We start from the raw sequence: 22,421 nt of genomic DNA on the forward strand, positions 1-22,421 counted from the left end.
GGTTCAACAGCGTCTTTTACGGGCTATGCGGCCTTGGGCTTTCTTCGTATCTTTGGTATAATTTCCAGATACGATAGAACTATGATTACTCAACGGCGACAGGAGCAAGCAGATACGACACCCGTTCGTCAGCATAAAATCCGTATCGTAACGGCGGCTTCGCTGTTCGACGGGCACGATGCGGCTATCAACCTGATGCGTCGGCTAATGCAGGCATCGGGGGCAGAAGTGATTCACCTGGGGCACAACCGGTCGGTAGCCGACATTGTCGACTGCGCTATTCAGGAAGACGTGCAGGGCATCGCCATAACGAGCTATCAGGGCGGCCATCTAGAGTTTTTCAAATACATGCACGACCTGCTCAGCGAACGCGGAGCGGGACATATAAAGATTTTTGGCGGTGGGGGCGGCACCATCCTCCCGCGCGAAATCGAGGAACTACACGCCTACGGCATCACGCGCATCTATTCACCCGACGACGGTCGGTCGATGGGTTTACAGGGTATGATCGATGATCTGCTGAACCAGTGTGATTTCGCCCTTTCCCCTGCTGATACCGATACCATCGCCCGGCAAATCACCACCGCCGAAAATGACGGTCCGAAAACCAGTACCCACCGAAACCCAACAACTGATCGATGCCCCGTGCTGGGCATCACCGGCACCGGGGGCGCGGGTAAATCGTCGCTGATCGATGAGCTGGTACTGCATTACCTGCGGACCTTTCCCGACAAAACGCTGGCCATTATCTCGGTCGACCCGTCGAAGCGGAAAACGGGCGGGGCGCTTCTCGGCGACCGCATCCGCATGAATGCCATCAACTCGCCGAGGGTATACATGCGGTCGCTGGCGACGCGGCAGTCGAACCTGGCGCTGAGCCGCTCGGTGCAGGACGCTATTGACATCTGCCAGACGGGCGGGTTTGATTTGATTATCGTAGAGACGTCGGGCATCGGGCAGTCGGACACGGAGATTACCGAACATGCCGACAAGACACTGTACGTGATGACGGCGGAATACGGTGCAGCTACGCAGCTCGAAAAAATCGACATGCTCGACTTTGCCGACGTCATCGCGATCAACAAATTCGATAAACGCGGCTCCGCCGATGCACTGCGCGACGTTCGGAAGCAATACCGACGCAACCACAACGACTGGGACACGCCCGACGACGAGTTACCCATCATTGGCACGATGGCGTCGCAATTCAACGACGCAGGCATGAACACCCTGTTCGCTCGGCTGATGGCGGTTCTCGGTGTTCGGTTTTCGGTACACAGTGAACACAGTATCGACGTGCCACCCACCGTAAACCGAATATCAACTGCCGTAAACCCCATCATACCCCCGACCGGGTACGCTACCTGGCCGAGATTGTAGAAGAAAGCCGCCGGTACGACCGATTCGTCGACGAGCAGACAACGCTAGCCCGGCAACTATATCAGCTTGATGGGACGCTGGCGATGCTTTTACCCTCACCCCCGGCCCCTCTCCCAAAACAGGAGAGGGGAGCAGTACTCCCGCTAATTCCCCCCTCTCCCGTTTTGGGCGGTCCGCCGTCGCGGGAGGGGCCGGGGGTGAGGGCGACGAGGGAAACCCTCGAACAACTCCGCGCGCAGCTCGACGCCCGGATGCATCCCGACTGCCGGGCTTTGCTGGCGCAGTGGCCTGCTATGCAAACGCGCTACACAGCTGATTTCTACGAATTTACTGTTCGGAACAAGACCATCCGGCAACCGCTGTATACCGAAACCCTGTCGCATTTGCGCGTTCCGAAAGTGAGCCTGCCCAAATACCACGACTTGGGCGACGTACTGCGCTGGCTGCTGACCGAAAACGTGCCGGGCGAATTCCCGTACACGGCGGGGGTGTTTCCGCTCAAACGGGAAGGTGAAGATCCGACGCGGATGTTTGCGGGCGAAGGCGGTCCCGAACGTACCAATCGCCGGTTCCACTACGTCTCGAAAGGTCAACCCGCCAAACGCTTGTCAACAGCTTTCGATTCGGTGACGCTCTACGGTGAAGACCCTGCCCTCCGCCCGACATCTTTGGTAAAGTTGGCAATTCCGGCGTCAGCGTTTGTACGCTCGACGACGCCAAAAAACTCTATTCCGGCTTCGACCTCTGCGATCCAGCCACGTCGGTGTCCATGACCATCAACGGCCCCGCTCCCATTCTACTGGCCTTCTTCCTCAACGCAGCCATTGACCAGCAGTGTGAGAAGTGGTTACGGGAGAATGTAAATTCCCTCACCCCCAGCCCCTCTCCCAAAACGGGAGAGGGGAGCAGTACTCCCGCTAATTCCCCCTCTCCCAAAACGGGAGAGGGGCCGGGGCGGTCGGCCGCTGCCGTGAGGGGATGGACGAAGAAAAGGGTAACGCCCACTACAACGGCCCCCTACCCGATAATAACAACGGACTTGGCCTGCAACTACTCGGCACAACGGGCGACCGGGTCGTACCGCGCGAGGTCTATGAGCAAATCAAAGCCGATACGCTGCAACGGGTGCGCGGAACGGTACAGGCCGACATTCTGAAGGAAGATCAGGCGCAGAACACCTGCATTTTCTCGACGGAATTTGCCCTGCGGATGATGGGCGATATTCAGCAGTATTTCACCGACCACCGGGTGCAGAACTTTTATTCGGTGTCCATTTCCGGGTACCACATCGCCGAAGCCGGAGCCAACCCGATTTCGCAACTTGCCTTTACGCTATCGAACGGCTTTACGTTCGTAGAATACTACCTGAGCCGGGGCATGCGCATCGATGACTTTGCGCCTAACCTATCGTTCTTTTTCTCGAATGGTATGGACCCGGAGTATACCGTGATGGGTCGGGTGGCGCGTCGGATTTGGGCCAAGGCCATGCGGAACCGGTACGGGGCCAACGAGCGGTCGCAGAAACTCAAATACCACATTCAGACCTCGGGGCGAAGTTTGCACGCGCAGGAAATCGGCTTCAACGACATCCGCACGACCCTACAGGCGCTGCTCGCTGTGTATGATAACTGTAACTCGCTGCATACCAACGCCTACGACGAAGCCATTACCACGCCCACGGAAGAGTCGGTGCGCCGGGCGATGGCAATTCAGCTGATTATCAACCGTGAATTTGGGTTGACCAAAAACGAAAATCCGTTGCAGGGCTCATTCGTTGTGGAAGAATTGACCGATCTGGTGGAGGAAGCCGTGTACCAGGAGTTTCTGGCGATCAATGAGCGGGGCGGTGTACTGGGCGCTATGGAACGAATGTATCAGCGCAGCAAGATTCAGGAGGAGTCGATGTACTACGAGACGCTGAAACACAACGGCCAACTGCCTATCGTCGGCGTCAACACCTTCCTCGACCCGGCTGGCTCCCCTACCCTGACACCCGCCGAAGTTATCCGCTCGACCGACGACGAGAAACGGTATCAGGTCGACAGTTGCCGGGCGTTTCAGGAGCGCAATCAGGAAGCCGCAGCAACGGCCATCGCCCAGCTTCAACAGGCGGCTTTAACCGGTGACAACATTTTCGAGAGCCTGATGGAAGCCGCCAAGGTGTGTTCGCTGGGTCAGCTCACCCACGCCCTCTACGCCGTCGGCGGGCAGTACCGGCGGAACATGTAGGTTTAATGTCTAAGGTCTAACGTTTAAGGTTGTTGGCTACCGCCGAGATTGTCTCCGTGCCAACAACCTTAAACGTTAGACCTTAGACATTAAACTCAAAAAACAGAGGGCCAGTACCGATGCCGTCAAAAAGTACCCAACCATCGACGCATAACTTGAAGACTGGCACCCCTGTCGCACTATACGGCGGGCAAAAATTTGATTAGCAATGAGCGTGCGTGGTGCGGCCCTGCCGGATGTTAATCAGGTGCGTCACAACCAGCCCCGCTGATGCGGCATAGGCTACATACTCGAATAGTTCGCTCTGGCCTTCCAGCAACAGACCAACGGCAAACAGGGCCAGAAAACCCCCTAATGCCCACCGAATCAAGCCCGTCGCACACCGTGCCGCCGACCATACGGCGATAACGTTGATACCAATGAACAGATAATCGAGACTCAGAAAACCGACCCGCAGCGACTCGTAGTTGAGCAGTGCCGACGTCATTACCAGTACGGGCGTCAGCAGGCAGTGGATAATGCACAATACGGAGCCGGTAATACCGACGTAATCGGCGCGGTGGCGGGATAGCAGCTGATTCATAGCAAGCGTAGTAACAACGCAAAGGTATTAGTGAAATTGAATATTTGCAACAATGTTGCAAATTAGAGATTCCTCGCTGTGCTATGAACTGCCGTAAGCTGTATGTCTTTTTGTCCCCGGCAGCTTCCAGCCGCTCGGCGGTCCGATGTCGGAGCCGTCAGGCTAAAATGGACTTAGCCCGATTAGCCGCTATCGCGGCTCCGACATCGGACCGCCGAGCGGCTGGAAGCTGCCGGGGACAATCCGTAAACCGTATACCGAAAACCGTACTCCGCAAATCGCGTTAGTACTGTATGGCAAAAACCTCCCTTGCAACTTTACTCGGCCGCGTCGGACTCGACTGGTTTCTGCTGGCGCTACTGGCGATGATCGGGCTGGCCCGGCTTTGGCCCGAACCCGGCATTCAGACCGGACCGCTGTCGCTGTCGGCCTTTACCAACTACGGCGTTTCGCTGATTTTCTTTTTGTATGGCCTTCGGCTCAATTTCGATCAGCTAAAAGTTGGCCTGCGCAATTACCGGCTCCACCTGCTCATTCACCTGACAACCTTTATTTTGTTTCCGCTACTGATTTTGGGCATACGTGCCTTGCTGGTCACGCCGGAAACGACGTTGCTTTGGTTGGGCGTATTTTACGTTGCGGCCCTGCCTTCTACCGTTTCCTCGTCGGTTGTCATGGTATCGATTGCCAACGGCAACGTTCCGGCGGCTATTTTCAACGCCAGTATCTCCAGTCTGATTGGCGTATTCGTCACCCCGATCTGGATGAGTGCATTACTCAGCGCCGGTAGCGGTCAGTTTGACCTGGAAGGCATCATTCTGAAGCTGACCATTCAGGTCATCGTGCCGGTGGTGCTGGGGCTGTTGCTGAACAAACAGCTAGGCTGGTTTGCTGAAAAATACAAAGGTGCCCTCCGCTATTTCGATCAGATCACGATTCTGCTCATCGTTTACACAGCCTTCTGCGAATCGTTTGCTCAGAACCTGTTTCGCAACCTGTCGGTAACCGATTTTGTGCTGCTGGCAGTGGGGATGCTCGCGCTGTTTTTCTTCGTGTTTGGCTTTATCACCGTCATCAGTCGGTGGCTGCATTTCAGCCGCGAGGATCGCATTACGGCACTGTTCTGCGGGTCGAAAAAATCGCTGGTGCAGGGTAGCGTAATGGCAAAAGTGCTGTTTCCGGGCAGTGCTGCTGGAGTCGTGCTGCTGCCGATCATGATGTACCACGCCCTGCAACTGATCGTAGCCAGCATTCTGGCGAAGGCAATGGCCAACTGGAAACCCAGTCCGCAGGCAGTACACGACGACTCACCCACCCGCTGACGCCATTCGACCCGTAAAAAAGCCTGTTCTGCGGCTATTTCACCAGTTCGATTAAACGCAGCAGCGTTGAGCTACTCTAACCGTCAGTTAACCATCACTTACCAACTGACATGAAAAAGACACTCATTGCCGCCTTTGCGCTTTTCGTTCTGACCGCCGGTAGCAGCATGGCGCAACGCGTTTACCAGCGCCCGTTCGACAACCGCCCCCCGCTTATGGCAATCAGGGGTATGGGAATCAACAGTACCCCAACAACCCAAATGATGAGTTCCGCGACGAACTAAAAATCGAGCGGCTCGACGCGCTGGTCGGTCTATCGCGTCGGCAGGAGAAGCAGTTGCACCGCATCGAAGACAACTACGACAACCTGTTTGCCACCTCGCGCTTTACCCCCGACGGACTCCGGCAGGCCCGCGCCCGCAAGCGCGATGAGATGCTGTCGGTGCTGAACCGCTCGCAGCGTGAACGCCTGTTTGCCGCCCAGCAAAACAACCGCCCCAACCGCCCCGGCGGTTTCTACGGACGGAGATAGTCGCCAGGTTCAAGGTTTGTGGTTTAATGGTCAAGGTTTCTGCGATGATAACTTTAAACATTAAACCACAAACCTTAAACCCAACAACTACCTTTGCCCCACCATTCCTGGGATGTTTTGACTACTCAACCGCGCTTATCCGACGCCGATTCGGCACTCGTTTCTCGGGCTGTATTCGGCCCTGACTTTATCTGGGGAACGGCAACAGCCGCCTACCAAATCGAGGGAGCTGTCGACCGCGACGGGCGTAGCCCGTCAATCTGGGATACGTTCAGTCATCAGCGCGGCAAAATCAAAACCGGCGAACACGGCGACATTGCCTGCGAATTTTACGACCGCTACGAAGACGACCTGCGGCTGCACAAAGCCCTCGGCTTTCCCCATTTTCGCTTCTCAATAGCCTGGTCGCGCATTCTGCCCGATGGACTGGGACCGCAACACGGTGGCCAAATCAACGATGCCGGACTGGCTTTTTACGACCGACTCATCGACCACTGCCTGTCGCTGGGCCTGACGCCCTGGATCACGCTCTACCACTGGGATTTACCGCAGGTACTGGAAAACCTCGGCGGCTGGCCCAACCGCAAAATCGTCGACTGGTTCGCCGATTACGTTGATGTGTGCACGAAAGCCTTTGGCCACAAAGTCAAACACTGGATTATTCTCAACGAACCCCTAGCGTCGTCGGTGCTGGGGTATTTTACGGGAACGCACGCACCCGGCCGACGGAGCCTGCGCGCGTTGCTGCCCAGCATTCACCACACGGCACTGGCTCAGGCGGAAGGAGGTCGGGTAGTCCGGCGCAACGTACCCGACGCGCATGTCGGCACCACGTTTTCCTGTTCCCCCGTCGATCCGTACACCGACTCTGCCCGCGACCGGGCCGCAGCCAAACGCGTCGACGCGCTGCTGAATCGGCTCTTCATCGAACCCGCGCTGGGGCTGGGTTATCCGACCGACGAGCTGTCGTTTCTAGGTGGCATTTTTAAGAAACACGCCCAACCCGGCGACCTGGAAAAGCTGGCCTTCGACTTCGATTTTATCGGACTGCAACACTACTTCCGCGTGGTAGTCGAGCACTCCTATTTCGTACCGTATATCTGGGCGAAAGATATTTCTCCGCTGAGTCGGGGGGTGCAGACGATTACCGAGATGGGTTGGGAGGTCAACCCCGACAGTTTGTACCGGGTCATTCAGCAGTTCAGGCAGTACGAGGGCATTCGCAAACTGTACATTACCGAGAGCGGCTCAGCCTTCTACGATACCGTGCAACAAGGCCGCGTGCACGACCCACAACGTATCACTTACCATCAGGACTATCTGCAAAGCGTGCTGCGGGCTAAGGAAAACGGCTTTTCGGTCGACGGCTACTTCGTCTGGACCTTTCTCGACAATTTCGAATGGGCGGAAGGATACCGCCCCCGCTTCGGACTGGTCTACGTCGATTTTCGCACCCAGCAACGCATCGTAAAAGATTCCGGCCACTGGTTTCAGCAACTCCTCACCGACCCCGTCGACTGGTCGGCACACGCTCAGGCTCACTAACCATCAGCCCCGACGACCGAAACGATAGCTTATCCCGGCCCGCCAATACTGGCTGTATACCTGCGTAGCATCGGAGCGGGAACTGGGCGTGTAGCTAAGTGCTCCCAGCGAATAGCCCACGTTCAGGCCAAATGACCGGTAATAACCCGTCAGGTTTACACGGGGCCGCACATCAACAGTTGGCATATTGTAGTCGACAGCTGTGATGTATCCTCCAGGCGTGTTATCACTGTCGAGCAGTATCGAACCGGTACTGGCCACTCCGTACGCTAGATCGACTCCCGCAGTTAAGTCAAGGCCGCCCCTTATGGTTCCAAATCGCTTCCCCACAAACGGATGCAGATTGACGTACTGGTTGCGCAGACGGACGTTACCATTGGCCGGATTACTGGTAAAATCGCCATTGACGTATAGAATGGCCGCTCGGCTCGTCAGTGATTCGTATCCCGCCTGAACACCCAGCACCAGACCCGATCGGCTCGTTTGCTGCCATTGCCCGGTCAGACCGTAGCTTAGTCCGCTGTGTCGACCGTACGGACTCATCACTCCCGGTGCCATCAGTAGTATTCCCGTTTGCGACACCGCCCCCGATCCCCGAAAGGAAAACAGCCCACTACCCGCCTGTACGCTGAATTCGCTGTGTTGCCCCTGTGCAACACCGAGACCCATTACCCAAAACAGTACCAATAGAATTCGTTGCATGTGGTGCAGTTTTTCTGGTTTATACCAACATCTTTCACAAACGTCGGGTTGAGCAACCAATACCAAGTCAACTTGACGTTATGCAATATCCTGAATTTATTCACGAAGCAAAAGCCGCCCTTGGCGTTCAGTCGGAGGGCGAAGTCATTGACATCACCCGCGCCTTTCTCCACACGCTGACGGCGCACCTGGCCGGCAACGCTGCCGACAATCTGGGCGCGCAACTACCCGCCCCCCTGCTCGACATCATCCGCGAAGTATCGCCCGAAGACCGCGATCAGGGCGAGCGGTTCAAACTCACAGAGTTCTACCAGCGCGTCGCCGACAAACTGGGCGTCGATGCGGCCACCGGTGAGCGCCACACGAAGCAGTTCATGACCGTATTCCGGTCGATGGTGACGGAGGGCGAACTGCACAAGATAAAAATCACGCTGTCGGATGATTATGCTCCGCTGTTCGACGGTGCCGTAACGACAAATTAGCACCCAATTGCTCCTGAAAGGGTTACACAACCCTTTCAGGAGCTGATTATCAGTACGTCAACATTATGGCAACTTTCCTCCCGATTACTACGCCTGAGCAGGCCGTTTCCGTTGTTCAATCGGGCAACCGTGTCTTCATTCACAGCGTTGCTCAAACACCTCATACACTCATCCGCGCCCTGATAGACCGGGCACCGCAGCTGCGCGATGTCGAGCTGTGTCACATCCACACGGAGGGTTACCTGCCGTACCTCGAACCGCAGTATCAGGAATCATTCCGGCCGAACTCGTTTTTTATCGGGGCCAACATGCGGAAGCAGCTGAATGCGGGCATCGGCGACTACGTACCCGTCTTCCTGAGCGAAGTGCCGCTGCTGTTTAGCCGCAAGATTCTCCCGATCGATGTCGCGCTGATTCAGGTATCGCCCCCGGACGCACACGGGTACTGTTCGCTCGGCCCCTCCGTCGACGTGTCGCTGGCCGCAATTCAGTCGGCGAAGTACGTCATTGCCCAGATTAACCCACGGGTGCCCCGCACACACGGCGACGGGCTGATTTCGGTGTCGATGTTACACGCAGCCATCGAAGTCGATGAGCCGATTTACGAAGTATTACCCGGTGAAATCAGCGCGGAAGACCGGAAGATTGGTCAGTACGTCGCCAGTCTGGTCGAAGACGGCGCGACCCTGCAACTCGGTATTGGCGGCATTCCAAACGCCACACTGGCCGAACTGATTCACCACAAAGGACTGGGCATTCACACCGAAATGTTCTCCGACGGGGTCATCGACCTGGTTGAGCGGGGCGTCATTACGGGGGAACACAAGGCGGTACTACCGCACCGCATCGTATCGGCGTTCGTCATGGGCAGTCAGCGGGTGTACGATTTCATCAACGACAATCCCGGCGTAGCGATGAAACAGGCCAGTTATACCAACGACACGTCGATCATCCGGCGCAACCCGAAAGTAACGGCTATTAACAGCGCTATCGAAGTCGACCTGACCGGTCAAGTGTGCGCCGACACCATCGGGACGTACCAGTATTCGGGTGTTGGCGGACAAATGGATTTCGTGCGGGGCGCGTCGCTGTCGGAAGGTGGCAAACCAATTATTGCGCTTCCTTCGACAACCAGCAAAGGGTTGAGCAAAATTGTGCCGTTTCTGAAAGAAGGGGCTGGCGTGACGACGACGCGGGCACACGTACATTACATCGTCACCGAATACGGCATCGCTGATCTGTACGGCCAAAACCTGCGACAGCGTGCCCGCGCCCTCATCAACATCGCCCATCCCGACCACCGCGAAGACCTCGACCGGCAGGCCCACGCCCGATTCGGCCGGTTGTAATCGCATTCGTACCAATGCAAAGTGGGGCGGCTTCACAGGTTGAAGCCGCCCCACTTTGCATTGGTAGTAACAATGAGGATTTCTCTTTTTCTGTCATCCCGACGTAGGAGGGATCTTCGGTAAAAGCAGAAAATTCACCGGCTTCCGAAGATCCCTCCTACGTCGGGATGACAGAAAAACTCTGTGCCAAAATTAACTACGAGCTGTTTCAGGTAAACCCGAAGGTTGTTTGGGTGCAGGCTCAATAAAGATTGTCAGCCAGGTACGGCGGGCCATGCGAAAGAAGTATGGCGTCAGCAGAATGATGGATGGTACTAATCCAATCAGGAAATAGTCAAGGTCGACCTCCAGCCAGATTACGAAGACGAAGAACGTCAGCAGACTCCAGATCGTAAAAAACGCGTAGCTCACAAACATCGACGCCCAGTAGAAGCCCGGCTCCGGCATGAAGTTTTCCCCACAGTGCGGACAGTGGTCGTGCATCTTGTCGAAGTTTCGGCTGAATGCGCTCTTCGACACAAAGAAATCACCTTCGTGGCAGCGGGGACACTTGTTAAACAGAATGCTATAAAAACGACTGGGAGAAGCCATAGCGATACAAGATTGGTAGTAACGAACCAGCCAACGACGGCCGAACAGACCCGCTTTCTGGTATGACAAAGGTACCCCGCCCAGCCGCCGTATGCTAAGACAAACGATGGGCGTTATGGTACAAATCAACGATCAGCTTCGAACACTTGGCGGAAGTCGGCGGGTGTATCTCCCGTCTGTTTTCGAAAGAACCGGACGAAGTAAGACGTGTCGTCAAACCCAAGCAAAAAGCCGATTTCCTTTACCGATTTCGCCGTGTGCGTCAGCAATCGCTTTGCTTCAATGACCAGTCGCTCGTGCAGCAGTTGACTGGCCGTTTTCCCCAGCACCTGCTGACAGATATGATTGAGATGATTGGGCGTAATGTTCATCTGAGTCGCATACTCGTTGACGGTACGCACCTGCACAAACTGATTCTCCAGTAATTCTTCAAACTGTCGCAGCCGGTCGTAATAGTGCGACGCACTCGCCGGTAGCTGCTGATCGTACAAGCGGTTAGCAGCTTCGAGCAGAATATGGATGAACGACAGAAACACATCGGCCCGGTTGGGCTGCTGTTGCCAGTACTCGTCGTAGGCGTAGCCAAACAGGTCCGAGAAGAAGGTACCCTGCGAGGTCACGTCCAGCAGGGGCAGGTGCTGATGTGAGTGGTAGAACGGATACTGTTGCAGCCGGTTACCCAGCCGCGCCCGGAAAAAGTTGGTGTCGAAAAACAGGTTAAACCCCTGCGTGTCGGGCGACAACTGCCAGCTATGCACCTGACCGGGCGTCAGGAAGTACAGCTGATCGGGGGCGACCGGGTATGTTTTGAAATCAATCGTGTGGCTGCCACTCCCCTGCCGTATCCACATCAGCAGATAAAACGTGTGCGAATGCGACTGGTCGATGCCTTTAAACTCACCGACCAGTTTCTCCAGGGGCGTCATGTAAAAAAGCGTATCCGGCTCGTGACGGGCGAAGTTCTGAATCGAGTAAACAGGGATGCTATCAGCCATAGGCCGGGGCGGTTAACCAACTGATTGGTATCGAGGAAAACCGCATGATACGCTTTTTTACTGGCTATCTCAGCGTTTAACAATCCGTCGCGACGCCGTTCGATCGCCAACCCGGATGCGCAGCACATAAACCCCGGCGGGCTGCTGATCGAGCGACAACACCGACGTTTCCTGCCGCGTTTCGGTTTGCCAGGCCGCCAGCCCCGTTTCGCTAATCAGCTCAATCCGGGCCGTTTGCGCGGGTGACAGGCCACGCAGCCGAACAGTCAGCGTCGTCGCGGCCGGAACGGGATACACGTCGATAGCCTCGGCCAGCGCCTGATCTTCCACACCCAGCGCTTTATCAACGGTTACCAGTACCGGCGTCAGCGTCAGCTTCGTCAGACCACAGCCATTCTGCACATCCCGTAGCACGTAAGCAGTCGATTGGGTGGGCGACACATCAAGGGTATGTGGGTTGGCGGCTGTCTGAATCGACTGCACCGCCCCACTACCTGTGGCCGAACTATCCTGCACCGAAAACGTCCACGGTGCATCGCCGGTAAACGCAACCGACAGCTTCGCCGACTGTCCCTCATAAATGCGCTGCGTACCAGTCAACGCAGCCGTCGGCAGGGGGCGGACGTCGACAGTTACTGGGGTTCGTTCGCTCTCGCAACCGTCTACTCGCTGGGCTACCTGATAAGTGGCTGTACCAGCTGTAACCGTCAATGGCATAGTGGCCGTTATTGAGCTTATTCCACCAGTGGCTGTCGTCGCATACCACACCAGCGACGCGCCGTCTGCTGCGGTTGACACGCTCGCCGGCTTCGTCAATTGTCCTACACAAACGGCTACGGTATTTGCTGGAATTATTGGCTTATCGGGGCGGGGTTTTACCGTGACGGTCAGATGGCTTAGGTATCTGACCGACGATGGACATCCATCCAGATAAGTCATGAACGTGTAGGTAGCTGTACCTGCCTTGTCAGTATTCGGTATCGGCGGGTTGCCCGTAAAGGATAGGTCACCAGACTCCTTTTTGTAGTTCACATAGACATTGTCGGGTAAAGGACGTATTCCATACTCTTTCAATGAAACAGCTTTGTCATACTGACAGTACGTTATCTTTCCATACAGTCCGTCCCCACCTCCGAATACATTTAATGGCGTGACGGTATCCGGTATTGGCTGTACCGTGAGTTTAATCGGAACCCGATCGCTCTCACAGCCATCGACGGTTTGGGCAGCATAATAAGTGTACGTCCCGACGCCGGGTTTAGCCAGTGTATAAATGGTTTCCAGCCGCTTCTCAACAACAGGCGCATCATACAGCTGGGTTTTTGCGCCAGTCACCGTGGCCGTGAGCGATACTACGACAAACATTGAACTGACGCCTTCCAATGGTCGCGCACATTCGGTGATTGTTGACGGGGCAAGAGGAGGAATAGGCTTTGCGTTGACCGCCAATGCTGACGGGCTGGGCGTACCGTTAATGACCGGACTACTGGCAATAACCCGTACCGTATACGATCTGCCCGGCTTTTGCGTAGCGGGTATTGTTGCCTGCACTGCATACAAACCGGTACTGCTGTTATAGCTGGGCATGGCTGTTTCTAGGGTACGATACCCTTCACCATCCGACAATTGCACCCGGAACGTGTTGTCAGCGCCGTAAGTACCTGTCTGTGTGAACGAGACATCGATAACTGAACCGGCGCAGACCGACGTTGTTGCCAGCGCCTGGGTAGTTAACACAGGCTGTGCATAGAGCGATGATATGATCTCCAGCAGACAAATCACCAATAGACAGCTACGTAATGGTTGTTTCATAGAGCAATCACAAAGTAGATCAAAATACATTCGTTACCAATGGCTGTCAACGTGCCGAGAGCAATAGGCCCGGATATACCCATCGAAAGCTTTGCTGGCTGTTCACTATTCCTTAATTGCAGGGCAGGGTATAAAGGTGAGTCGACCTGCTTTGTTAAATTGTTATTCCTTTTTCTTTTCTAAAAACATGTCAGATCACTCAACGAACACGCCGGAACCAGCGGGTAACGCGACCTCCCGGCGGCAGTTTCTCCAGTCGGGCCTGCTGGCGTCGGCGGGGTTTCTAATCGTGCCGCGCCACGTACTCGGTGGCAAGGGCTTCATTGCCCCCAGCGACAAACTCAACATTGCCGCCGTTGGCTTTGGCGGTAAAGGTTTCAGCGACATCAACAATTCGTATAACAACGGTGCCAACAACGTCGTCGCGCTCTGCGACGTCGACTGGGGACTGGCCCGGGTGAAGGAGAATTTCACCAAGCATCCCAACGCCAAGCGGTACAAGGATTTCCGCGAAATGCTCGACAAGGAAGGCAAAACTATTGACGCCGTAACGGTATCGACCGCCGACCATACACACGCAGTCGTGGCCATGAACGCCATGCAGCGGGGCAAGCACGTTTACGTGCAGAAGCCCCTGACGCACAACATCCACGAAGCCCGGATGCTGACCGAAGCGGCCCGCAAATACAAGGTCGTGACGCAGATGGGTAATCAGGGTTCGTCGAACCCGCAGCAGAAGCAAATGGTCGAGTGGTTCGACAAGGGACTGATCGGGAACGTACACACGGTTTATCTCTGGACCAACCGCCCGGTATGGCCGCAGGGTATTCCCGTGCCGCAACCAGCCTCGGAAACACCCGTCGACCTCGACTGGGATCTATGGCTCGGCCCCGCGCAGAAAGTGGGCTACACCCCCGCCTATCACCCATTCAAATGGCGCGGCTGGTGGAACTTCGGTGCCGGTGCGCTCGGCGACATCGGTTGCCACATCATGGACGTTCCTTTCCGCGTGCTTGGTCTGGGTTATCCAACACAAGTCGAATCCAGCATCGGTGCGGTGTTCCTGAAAGACTGGACGCCCGAATACATTCCCGAAGGTTGCCCGCCCTCGTCGCACGTCGAACTGCAATTCCCGCAGTCGAGCAAGAATAAGTCGGCGGTAAAAATGGTGTGGCTCGACGGTGGGCTGCGTCCGTTCCGGCCCGAGATGCTGCCAGAAAACGAACCATTCCCGGAAAATGGCGAAAACGGCGTGTTCCTGATCGGCGACAAAGGGCTGATTGCCTGTGGGATGTACGGCGACGACCCGAAACTGTACACGAAAGACGGCAAGAAAATGGAAGCCGCGCCCAAGCCCGCCCGTGGTACGGCTGGTACGGTATCGCTGCCCGAAAATGGCCACCAGGTGTTCTGGACGGATGCCTGCAAAGCGGGCTTCAACAGCAAGGAGCACAAAGCCCTGACGTCGTCGTTCGACTTCGCCGGTCCGCTGACGGAATCGGTACTGATGGGTAACCTCGCCATCCGTAGCTACACGCTCCGCACGCCCAAAGCCGACGGCAAGGGCTTCACCTACCCCGGTCGCAAACAACTAACGTGGGACGGTAAGAACACGAAAATCACCAACTTCGACGAAGCCAATCAGTTCGTCACCCGCCAATACCGCGACGGCTGGTCGCTGACGGCGTAGGCAGATAAAGAGCGAAAGAACGAAAGAGTGAAAGAGCGATTGGCTGACGCCGGTGTAATCGCTCTTTCACTCTTTCGTTCTTTCGCTCTTTCAACATTTATGGCAAAACAACGTTGAGATTAAAAGCAGATTAATCTCAACCTATGAAAACGCATAATCGCTTCGCGCTGAGCGCGCTCCTGGCAGGGGCCAGCCTGCTCAGCAGCTGTCAGCAGACGACCGAATCTAACGCCGACGCAGTCCCCGCTCCGGCTGGAATACAGGTGTCGACCGTTCTGACGGGTTACGAAATCATCTGGGGCATGGACTTTCTGCCCAACAACGAACTGATCTTCACCGAAAAACGGGGTAAGCTGTACCGGCTACCCAACGGGGCTACGACGGCCACCGAAATAACGGGGCTACCGACAAACATCTACACAACAAACCAAGGCGGTTTGCTCGACGTGCGGGTGCATCCGCAGTATGCCAGTAACGGCTGGATTTACGCCAGTCATGCCGCATCGACCGCCGGGACGCAGGCTGGACGGCTGAACCTGATCCGGTTCAAACTGACGAACAATCAGGTCAGTAATCTCGAAACGATTTTCCAGACCGACGCCAGCAACACCTGGCAGGGGCACTACGGTAGCCGAATCGAATTTGGCCCCGACAATATGTTGTACCTCAGCGTCGGCGAAGGCGGTCCGCGGTCGCAGGGCGGTACTAACTCACCGAATCAGAATGCACAGAATACGCAGCTGGGCTGGGGCAAAATTCACCGCATGACTGACAGCGGACAGGTACCTTTCGACAATCCGATCCTGCCCGGTAACACCGCACCCACGACGATTTACGCCTACGGTAACCGCAACCCGCAGGGGCTGGCGATCAATCCCAAAACGAATCAGTTGTGGGAAACCGAACACGGTCCGCAGGGGGGCGATGAGGTCAACATTATTCAGAAAGGCGCGAACTACGGCTGGCCGCTGGTATCCTACGGCATCAACTACGACGGGACAACGATCTCGCAAAGCCCCACCCGCGACGGCATTCAGGCCCCCGTTCATACCTGGACACCCTCTATCGGTACGAGTGGACTGGCCTTTATTACCAACGAACGGTTCGGCAGCGCCAATGGCGGTCTGGCAACGGGTGCGCTGGCGGGCAATTACCTGAGTATTCTGAGTATCAGCAACAATCAGATCACGGGCGAAGCGAAACTACTCGAAGGGCAGGGTCGCATCCGCAACGTCAAACAGGGCCCCGACGGTAACCTGTATGTTTCCCTCGAAAGCCCCGGCCGCATTCTCCGGCTAGCACCGAGATAAAGAGTGAAAGAGCGAATGAGTGAAAGAGTGATTGGCTGACGCCTGTGTAATCGCTCTTTCACTCATTCGCTCTTTCACTCTTTAAAATCCTTCGTCTGCGCTTGGCCCGTAGCTGCCGGGGATGGGGATGTCGAGCAGGCGGAGGTAGACGCCAAGCTGCGCGCGGTGGTGCGTGGTCTGGTTGTGGGTCATGCGGATCACTTCGTGCTTCGGCGTTGTGCTGTAGATCGTATCGCCGTCGCGCAGGGTCCAGGGTTTTGTCAGAATATCTTCCGAAGCCGTTTCCAGCGCAGCTTTTTCGTCGGCCAATGCTTTCTCCAGCATCGCCAGTAGTTCATCGGTAGTACTGACAACGGTTGGCTGGTAGGGAACGGTGGCGAAGTCCAGTCCGTCGGTAGTCAGGGCGAGCGACACCCACGACGGCAGTTCGGCGATGTGCGTTGTTAGCTGCATCAGCGTCATGCTTTTGGGGTGCGGCTGCCAGTCAAATTTGTCGGCGGGTACGCGGCTGAGAAACTGGCGGGTCGTAGCGGCTTCCTGCTCCATCTCGTGCAGGAAAATCGGAAGTAGGTCCATAAGGCGATTGGTTTTGGTTGACGGGTTAACTGTTCAGGCGCATTGCCTCAACAAAGATCAACCGACCCAGTGACAGCCTTATGTCAGGAGAGAAAACGTAAAGAGCGAAAGAGTGAATGAGTGCAAGAGCGAAAGTTGCTGACGCATGTAATCGCTCTTTCACTCATTCATTCCGCTCCGGCGGCCCGGTTTCGCTCTTTGAAAAAACACCACCAGCCCATCCTTCCCGGCTACCACAATATCGTTGTGGCCGGTTTTGCGGAGGTCGGCGACGGCGAGGTAGATGCCGGTGCCTTTGCCGACTCCGGCAGGGCCATATGCGATGGTATGTTTCGCGAACGCCTTCTGACCGGCATCCCAGGTAAAGTAATACAGGCCAACGGGATCGTCGGAGCCGGGATCATTGTCGTTGTGGGCGCGATAGCGTTTGCCGGTTAGTAGCTCGGGTTTGCCATCGCCCGTAACATCGACCCATTCCATGGTATGGTACTGCGAATTTTTATCGTCGATCAGATGCTTCGTCCAGCTGCGTTTACCCGATGCGTCGGTCGTCTGTTCGTACCAGTGCAGGCCGTAGCCGTGCCCCTGCCCCACAATCAGGTCGTTCTTTTTATCGCCGTTGACGTCGACCACCAGAATCGGTACGCTGGCCGTTCCCAGCGCAAACTCCTTGTGCATCGCCCAGTTCCCGGCCGAGCGATCTGCCGGTGCTTCGAGCCAGCCGTCGCTCACGATCAAGTCGCCCCGGCCGTCGCCGTTCAGGTCGCCAAAGCCCAGTCCGTGGTCCTGCTTGGGCGCTACTGTAACGGTGTTGAACTGCCCCGGCCCGGTTAGTTTCAGGTATTTGAGCGGATGGCCGGGGTTGTTCGGGACAATGTCCAGCGTACCGTCGACGTCGACGTCCCAGGCGCGGGTCGTTTCGATGTTGCCGACGTTGGCGATGTCGTGACTCGTCCAGCGACTATCTTTTTTGGCCGGGTTTTCCAGCCACCGCAGCGTCTGATTGAACCAGCCCCCGGTCACGAAATCCATGCGCCCGTCGCGGTTGACGTCAAGCGGGATGGTCGAGAAATCGTCGTAGTACTGCTCCTTCCGGGGTTGATTGTCGATCAGGTGCCGACGCCGGAAACGCGGCCCTTCGTACCAGAAATCGCCCGATACGATGTCGAGCGTGTCGTTGTTGTCGACGTCGAACACGGCCACCGACTCATAGCTTTCAGCCGCTACGAAATACCGGTCGAAGGTGGGCGTTGGCGGGGCAGGCAGCGGAGCGGCCGACAGCAGCAGCGGCAGCGCAAGGAGGAGACGACGCATACGTTGAGAAATTAGCGTTGACCGGTCGCGGAACGACCGCTGACAAAAGCCAATTTTCCGCGTAACTTACCCCCATGCTTAGTCGTCTGCTGGTGCTGCTCGTTGTGTTGCTGGGTTGCCGCCCTACCCCGCCGTTTCAGTATGCTAGTCCAAAACTCAAAGGGGTTAATCTGGTAGCCCCACCCCGCAAGCCCGATTCGTCGGCCGTGCTGGCACCCGTCCGGGCCATTGGTGGCGAGTGGGTGGCGATTGTTCCCTACGGCTTTTGCCGCAAGGGCGACCCGCATTTTTTCTTCAGCGAAAACCGCCCGAAAACCGAACGGCGCGGCTGGCAGTGGTGGGGCGAAACCACGGAAGGGGTAGCCGGTACAGTAGCGATGGCGCGGCAGCAGGGGCTGAAAACCATGCTCAAGCCCCATGTCTGGATGCAGGGCGGCTCACACCTCGACCTCGAATTCAGCACCGAAGCCGACTGGCAATCGTTCGAGCACGACTACGCCCAGTACGTGCTGCACTTCGCCCGACTCGCCGACTCGCTGCACGTCGACCTGTATTGCATCACCACCGAGCTCGACCGCTTTGCGATGGCCCGGCCCGCTTTCTGGCAGCGCCTGATCGGGCAGGTACGACAGCTTTACAAAGGCCCACTGACCTATGCTGCCAACTGGGACCGCTACGAGCAGATTCCGTTCTGGCCCCAACTCGATTACGTGGGCGTCGACGCGTATTTTCCGCTGAACGACAGCCGGACACCCTCCGTGAAGGCACTGGTAAAAGGCTGGCAACCGCACCTGAAAACGCTGGCGTCGATCAGCAGTCAGACGCAGAAGCCGGTGCTGTTTACCGAGTTCGGCTACCGAAGCTGCGACTACGCGGGTCGGCAGCCGTGGGAATCCGAAAGCGACTGCACACCCAACGAAACGGCGCAGGCCAACGCCTACGCGGCCCTACTCGACACCGTTTGGCCGCAGCCGTGGTTTGCCGGTGGATTCGCCTGGAAATGGTTTGTCGACACCAGCCACCGCCACCACGAGCGCGATCAATTCAGCCCCCAGGACAAACCCGCCGGAGCCACGTTAAGCCGGGCGTGGCGGTGAGTGTTCGTGAGCGATTATCATACACAAGTGGATAACTGGCTGATTGATATACCGTACTAGAAAAAGACTCAATATATTTCTCTTATTGATTACAATCACGTCTATATTTTTTTTTACGGCTTATCAAAGAAAATATAGACGTATTTTCTTTGATAAGCCGTAAAATTCTTCAATTATCAGAACACCTTTATTATGAATTATTACAACATAAGAAACGATAAAGATCCGAAAGTATCTGGAATAATGCAGGGGGTATCTCAATCCAAGGTACCCGAACGTCATAACTTTGAAGACGAAGAAATATTTAATTTTTTCTATGGAAAGGACAGATACTTGCGCCTAGGTGATATACCATCAGAACAAGTAATATTAAAAAATATTGAACTTAACCCTAAGTCTAAGCTGAATGACTTCCTAGATGTTGCGCTTCTTTCAGGTTACATAGTCAGTGGAAAGGTGCAGAATATACTATCTACGTTGCACTTACCCCCGTATAAATTATACGATGTATCATTGTATCATCAAGGGCAATTTATACCTAGCGTCTATAAATGGTTTTATTTCAATAGGTTTAATGGAAGAGATATTATTGATTTTGAGAAGAGTCAGTTTGACCTCACCTTAGTTGAACATATACATAAAGTCAAAATAAAAATAACTTCATACGAAGAATATGAACGGGTGAGTCAACAGTATGGCAGGCTTGGAGTAATTAAAATTGTCTTCAATAAGAATTTGAATCCTGACTTGAATATATGGGGTACAAAAATTATTTCAACGAATGATTTTATTTCCGAGAAAGCAATTCAAATTTTTCAAGAACATAAGGTGACAGGATACAAAATATTCAAACAAACTTATCCTGTTTACGAATATCAATACTAACATTCGTACATAAATTATCGAGTTTATTATCAATAGCTTGAATCTATTATAAATTGTAATAGCCTCGCAAATTCGACAAGGTAATACAGGAACTGATTATGAACAAAACTGGAAATTCTTCAGTGCTATTCGTAGTGACCGTGGCAAGAGAAAACGTAGATTCGCTCGTCTGTGACCCGGTACACTAGCCGGTGTTCCAAATTTATTCGTCTTGACCAGTATCCTTTGAGGTTGCCTTTCAGCCCTTCCGGTTTGCCAATACCCTCAAACGGTGTGCGGGTGCATGTCTCGATTAGGTCGAGTATTTTCTTCGCCATCTTGCTGTCGACCTGCAACCACTCTTTTAACTCATCGAACGCTTCCGGGGAAAACTCAACGTTACGCGGCATTGGCAACGAAGTTTATTAGCTGATCGCCAGACAGGACTGTTCCCTCGTTGCGCGAGATGGAAATTTCACCGGCCAGAATTTTAGCCTCTAAGCGGGTTACTTCACCGTCTTTGATCTTGGTCAATACGTTTTTGTAGGGGTTGAGACGAACATACGCGTTAGCCAGTCCTTTCAGTATGGCAACGGGCATAAGGCTGATGAGCTGAGGGCTTTGGCGGTTGATCGTACCGGTCTGTTCGGCCGTATTCAACAGCATTAACAACGCAGTCGCTTCTTCCTTGGTGAGTTCGCCCCACGCAATTCTGAACTCCTCCTCTGCCATCTCCCGATATACGTCAGCCCACTCGTACGAGTACAGCATCGTAAGCATGCTGGCAATGTCATTTTGCGTTCTGAGTAGGTCGAGCGGTAATTTCATGGCAGATCACGTTTGTACTGTAACGGTAAAAGTGAGACGGTCGTTCTCAACGTAACGCCAACTGGTTGAGAGCGACGGTTGGTTCAAATATCACGATTTACCATCACATTGTGTGCAACGCTCACGTATCGTTAAACTATCAGCCCCCCCACTTCCCCGGGCCGACGATGTTAAAACCGTACCTCCTGCGTCAGATACGTTGCGCGGTTGTCTCCGTTGATGCGGATGGTGGCGGTTAGGGGTTTCTGGTTCCAGTTGAGAGTAAGCAGAGCGTAGTTGAGTTTGGCGATCATCGGGCCGACGCGGTGGCGGTTGGGTTCGTCGTGCGGCTGCGACACATGCGTCAGGCCGCTGCTCGTAATGTCGTACAGGTCGTAGGGCAGGCCCGGAATAGTCTCTTTCGCGATTTCGGCGATGTGCCGGTCGCCACTGATGAGCAGGGTGCGGTTGGGTTTGGTCTTACCCAGCAGATCGAACAGCCGCTGCCGCGACGCGGGGAAGTTGGCCCACTTCTCGTAGGGATGCTCGTCGGCCAGAAACTGAATCCCACAGCCAATCACGTGAACGTCGGCGTCGGAGTTGGTCAGTTGGTTTTCCAGCCATTGCCACTGCGCGTCGCCCAGCAAATCGCCCGATGGGTCGGGGACGTTGGCTTTGCCTTCTTTTTTTAGCGGGTCGCGGAAGTAGCGGCCGTCGAGTAGAATAACTTTCACGCGGGGCCGAACGTCTGTGCTGAGTACGCGCCCTCCTGCGTGCGCCGGGGGTCGTTGGCGGGCACGTCCAGAAAATCGAGCATTACCTGCTGACTCTCCCGCCGACGTGGGTACTCCTTGCCTCCGTCGTTGACGCCGTAATCGTGATCGTCCCACACGCCAAGAATGGGCGTCGACTGGCGCAGTTGCTGGTAAATGGGGTTACTTTTCTGAAGCGCATACTTGGCCCGCAACGTGTCCATACTCTCCGAATCGCCATAGATATTGTCGCCGAGCCAGATCCAGAGGTCGGGTTTGGCGGCTACGATGTCGTCCCACAGCGGCTGGGGCAAACTCTGCCGACTGCACGAGCCAAATGCAATAGTCTGAATTGCTTTTCTCGACGAAGCCACCTGAGCACGTTTCACCGGAGTAGGTCGATTAGAGCGGCAACCAGGCGACAGCAGTGCAACAACCAGTAGAGAGGAGCGATTCATACGCAGAGTTAGTCTGTTTTTCGGGCGCAAG

Annotated in this window: 19 protein-coding genes and 2 pseudogenes; 11 read left to right on the forward strand and 10 right to left on the reverse strand. The window is 55.3% G+C overall.

From position 1 onward, the window contains the following. Positions 1-81 precede the first annotated feature (81 nt). Positions 82-3,609, forward strand: a pseudogene (locus tag HH216_RS00460) (methylmalonyl-CoA mutase family protein). A gap of 202 nt (positions 3,610-3,811) precedes the next feature. On the opposite strand, the gene HH216_RS00465 reads toward HH216_RS00460, so the two are convergent. Then, positions 3,812-4,192, reverse strand: coding sequence for a MerC domain-containing protein (locus tag HH216_RS00465; RefSeq protein ID WP_169548999.1), 381 nt, complete (start codon positions 4,190-4,192; stop codon positions 3,812-3,814). A gap of 293 nt (positions 4,193-4,485) precedes the next feature. Here HH216_RS00465 and HH216_RS00470 point away from each other — a divergent pair, with 293 nt between their 5' ends. The 4 genes from HH216_RS00470 to HH216_RS00480 all read left to right on the forward strand — a co-directional run bounded on the left by HH216_RS00470 (position 4,486) and on the right by HH216_RS00480 (position 7,591). After that, the gene (locus HH216_RS00470) at positions 4,486-5,514 is read left to right on the forward strand and encodes a bile acid:sodium symporter family protein (protein WP_169549000.1); all 1,029 of its coding nucleotides are present in this window, start codon (positions 4,486-4,488) and stop codon (positions 5,512-5,514) included. Positions 5,515-5,624: 110 nt separating this feature from the next. Next, positions 5,625-5,798, forward strand: a complete 174-nt coding sequence (locus HH216_RS25630) for a hypothetical protein (RefSeq protein WP_254448619.1) — start codon at positions 5,625-5,627, stop codon at positions 5,796-5,798. Positions 5,799-5,851: 53 nt separating this feature from the next. Beyond that, the gene (locus HH216_RS25635; RefSeq protein ID WP_254448620.1) at positions 5,852-6,046 is read left to right on the forward strand and encodes a hypothetical protein; all 195 of its coding nucleotides are present in this window, start codon (positions 5,852-5,854) and stop codon (positions 6,044-6,046) included. 117 nt (positions 6,047-6,163) lie between these two features. Continuing rightward, the gene (locus tag HH216_RS00480) at positions 6,164-7,591 is read left to right on the forward strand and encodes a GH1 family beta-glucosidase (RefSeq protein WP_169549001.1); all 1,428 of its coding nucleotides are present in this window, start codon (positions 6,164-6,166) and stop codon (positions 7,589-7,591) included. A gap of 3 nt (positions 7,592-7,594) precedes the next feature. On the opposite strand, the gene HH216_RS00485 is transcribed toward HH216_RS00480, so the two are convergent. After that, positions 7,595-8,293 (reverse strand): hypothetical protein, encoded by a 699-nt coding sequence (locus HH216_RS00485; RefSeq protein ID WP_169549002.1) that lies wholly within the window; start codon positions 8,291-8,293, stop codon positions 7,595-7,597. Between the two features lie 80 nt (positions 8,294-8,373). Here HH216_RS00485 and HH216_RS00490 point away from each other — a divergent pair, with 80 nt between their 5' ends. Then, positions 8,374-8,775, forward strand: coding sequence for a DUF2267 domain-containing protein (locus HH216_RS00490; RefSeq protein ID WP_169549003.1), 402 nt, complete (start codon positions 8,374-8,376; stop codon positions 8,773-8,775). Between the two features lie 65 nt (positions 8,776-8,840). Further along, on the forward strand, positions 8,841-10,124 hold the full coding sequence (locus HH216_RS00495) for an acetyl-CoA hydrolase/transferase family protein (protein WP_169549004.1): 1,284 nt from the start codon (positions 8,841-8,843) through the stop codon (positions 10,122-10,124). 192 nt (positions 10,125-10,316) lie between these two features. Here the strand turns inward: HH216_RS00495 and HH216_RS00500 are convergent, their stop codons facing one another. From HH216_RS00500 to HH216_RS00510, 3 genes are all read right to left on the reverse strand, one after another. Continuing rightward, positions 10,317-10,715, reverse strand: a complete 399-nt coding sequence (locus tag HH216_RS00500) for a DUF983 domain-containing protein (protein WP_169549005.1) — start codon at positions 10,713-10,715, stop codon at positions 10,317-10,319. A 125-nt stretch (positions 10,716-10,840) separates the two neighbouring features. Then, a complete protein-coding gene (locus tag HH216_RS00505; RefSeq protein ID WP_169549006.1) occupies positions 10,841-11,710 on the reverse strand; it encodes a helix-turn-helix domain-containing protein in 870 nt (289 codons plus the stop codon). A 69-nt stretch (positions 11,711-11,779) separates the two neighbouring features. After that, positions 11,780-13,522: an Ig-like domain-containing protein gene (locus HH216_RS00510; protein ID WP_169549007.1), complete on the reverse strand. Its 1,743-nt coding sequence runs from the start codon at positions 13,520-13,522 to the stop codon at positions 11,780-11,782. A gap of 187 nt (positions 13,523-13,709) precedes the next feature. On the opposite strand from HH216_RS00510, the gene HH216_RS00515 reads away from it, so the two are divergent. Together HH216_RS00515 and HH216_RS00520 are read left to right on the forward strand one after the other, a co-directional pair. After that, positions 13,710-15,212: a Gfo/Idh/MocA family protein gene (locus HH216_RS00515; RefSeq protein ID WP_169549008.1), complete on the forward strand. Its 1,503-nt coding sequence runs from the start codon at positions 13,710-13,712 to the stop codon at positions 15,210-15,212. Positions 15,213-15,355: 143 nt separating this feature from the next. After that, complete coding sequence (locus tag HH216_RS00520; protein WP_169549009.1) at positions 15,356-16,522, forward strand: PQQ-dependent sugar dehydrogenase; 1,167 nt, start codon at positions 15,356-15,358, stop codon at positions 16,520-16,522. A gap of 81 nt (positions 16,523-16,603) precedes the next feature. Here HH216_RS00520 and HH216_RS00525 read toward each other — a convergent pair whose 3' ends face one another. Both HH216_RS00525 and HH216_RS00530 read right to left on the reverse strand, forming a co-directional pair. Beyond that, positions 16,604-17,098 carry a DinB family protein gene (locus HH216_RS00525; protein WP_169549010.1) on the reverse strand — a complete coding sequence of 165 codons (495 nt, stop codon included), beginning with the start codon at positions 17,096-17,098 and terminating at the stop codon, positions 16,604-16,606. A gap of 159 nt (positions 17,099-17,257) precedes the next feature. Then, positions 17,258-18,412 carry an FG-GAP repeat domain-containing protein gene (locus HH216_RS00530; RefSeq protein WP_169549011.1) on the reverse strand — a complete coding sequence of 385 codons (1,155 nt, stop codon included), beginning with the start codon at positions 18,410-18,412 and terminating at the stop codon, positions 17,258-17,260. A 74-nt stretch (positions 18,413-18,486) separates the two neighbouring features. Here HH216_RS00530 and HH216_RS00535 point away from each other — a divergent pair, with 74 nt between their 5' ends. Together HH216_RS00535 and HH216_RS00540 are read left to right on the forward strand one after the other, a co-directional pair. Beyond that, a complete protein-coding gene (locus HH216_RS00535; RefSeq protein WP_169549012.1) occupies positions 18,487-19,509 on the forward strand; it encodes a glycoside hydrolase family 113 in 1,023 nt (340 codons plus the stop codon). Between the two features lie 192 nt (positions 19,510-19,701). Continuing rightward, positions 19,702-20,394 (forward strand): hypothetical protein, encoded by a 693-nt coding sequence (locus HH216_RS00540; protein ID WP_169549013.1) that lies wholly within the window; start codon positions 19,702-19,704, stop codon positions 20,392-20,394. Between the two features lie 125 nt (positions 20,395-20,519). Here HH216_RS00540 and HH216_RS00545 read toward each other — a convergent pair whose 3' ends face one another. The 3 genes and pseudogenes from HH216_RS00545 to HH216_RS26825 all read right to left on the reverse strand — a co-directional run bounded on the left by HH216_RS00545 (position 20,520) and on the right by HH216_RS26825 (position 22,390). Then, positions 20,520-20,783, reverse strand: a complete 264-nt coding sequence (locus HH216_RS00545; RefSeq protein WP_169549014.1) for a Txe/YoeB family addiction module toxin — start codon at positions 20,781-20,783, stop codon at positions 20,520-20,522. After that, positions 20,773-21,201 carry a hypothetical protein gene (locus HH216_RS00550; RefSeq protein ID WP_169549015.1) on the reverse strand — a complete coding sequence of 143 codons (429 nt, stop codon included), beginning with the start codon at positions 21,199-21,201 and terminating at the stop codon, positions 20,773-20,775. Before HH216_RS00550 ends, HH216_RS00545 begins: the two co-directional genes overlap by 11 nt. Positions 21,202-21,371: 170 nt before the next feature. Next, positions 21,372-22,390, reverse strand: a pseudogene (locus HH216_RS26825) (alkaline phosphatase D family protein). Positions 22,391-22,421 lie beyond the last annotated feature (31 nt).

Source organism: Spirosoma rhododendri (assembly GCF_012849055.1).
In the GTDB taxonomy this organism is placed as follows: Bacteria; Bacteroidota; Bacteroidia; order Cytophagales; family Spirosomataceae; genus Spirosoma; species Spirosoma rhododendri.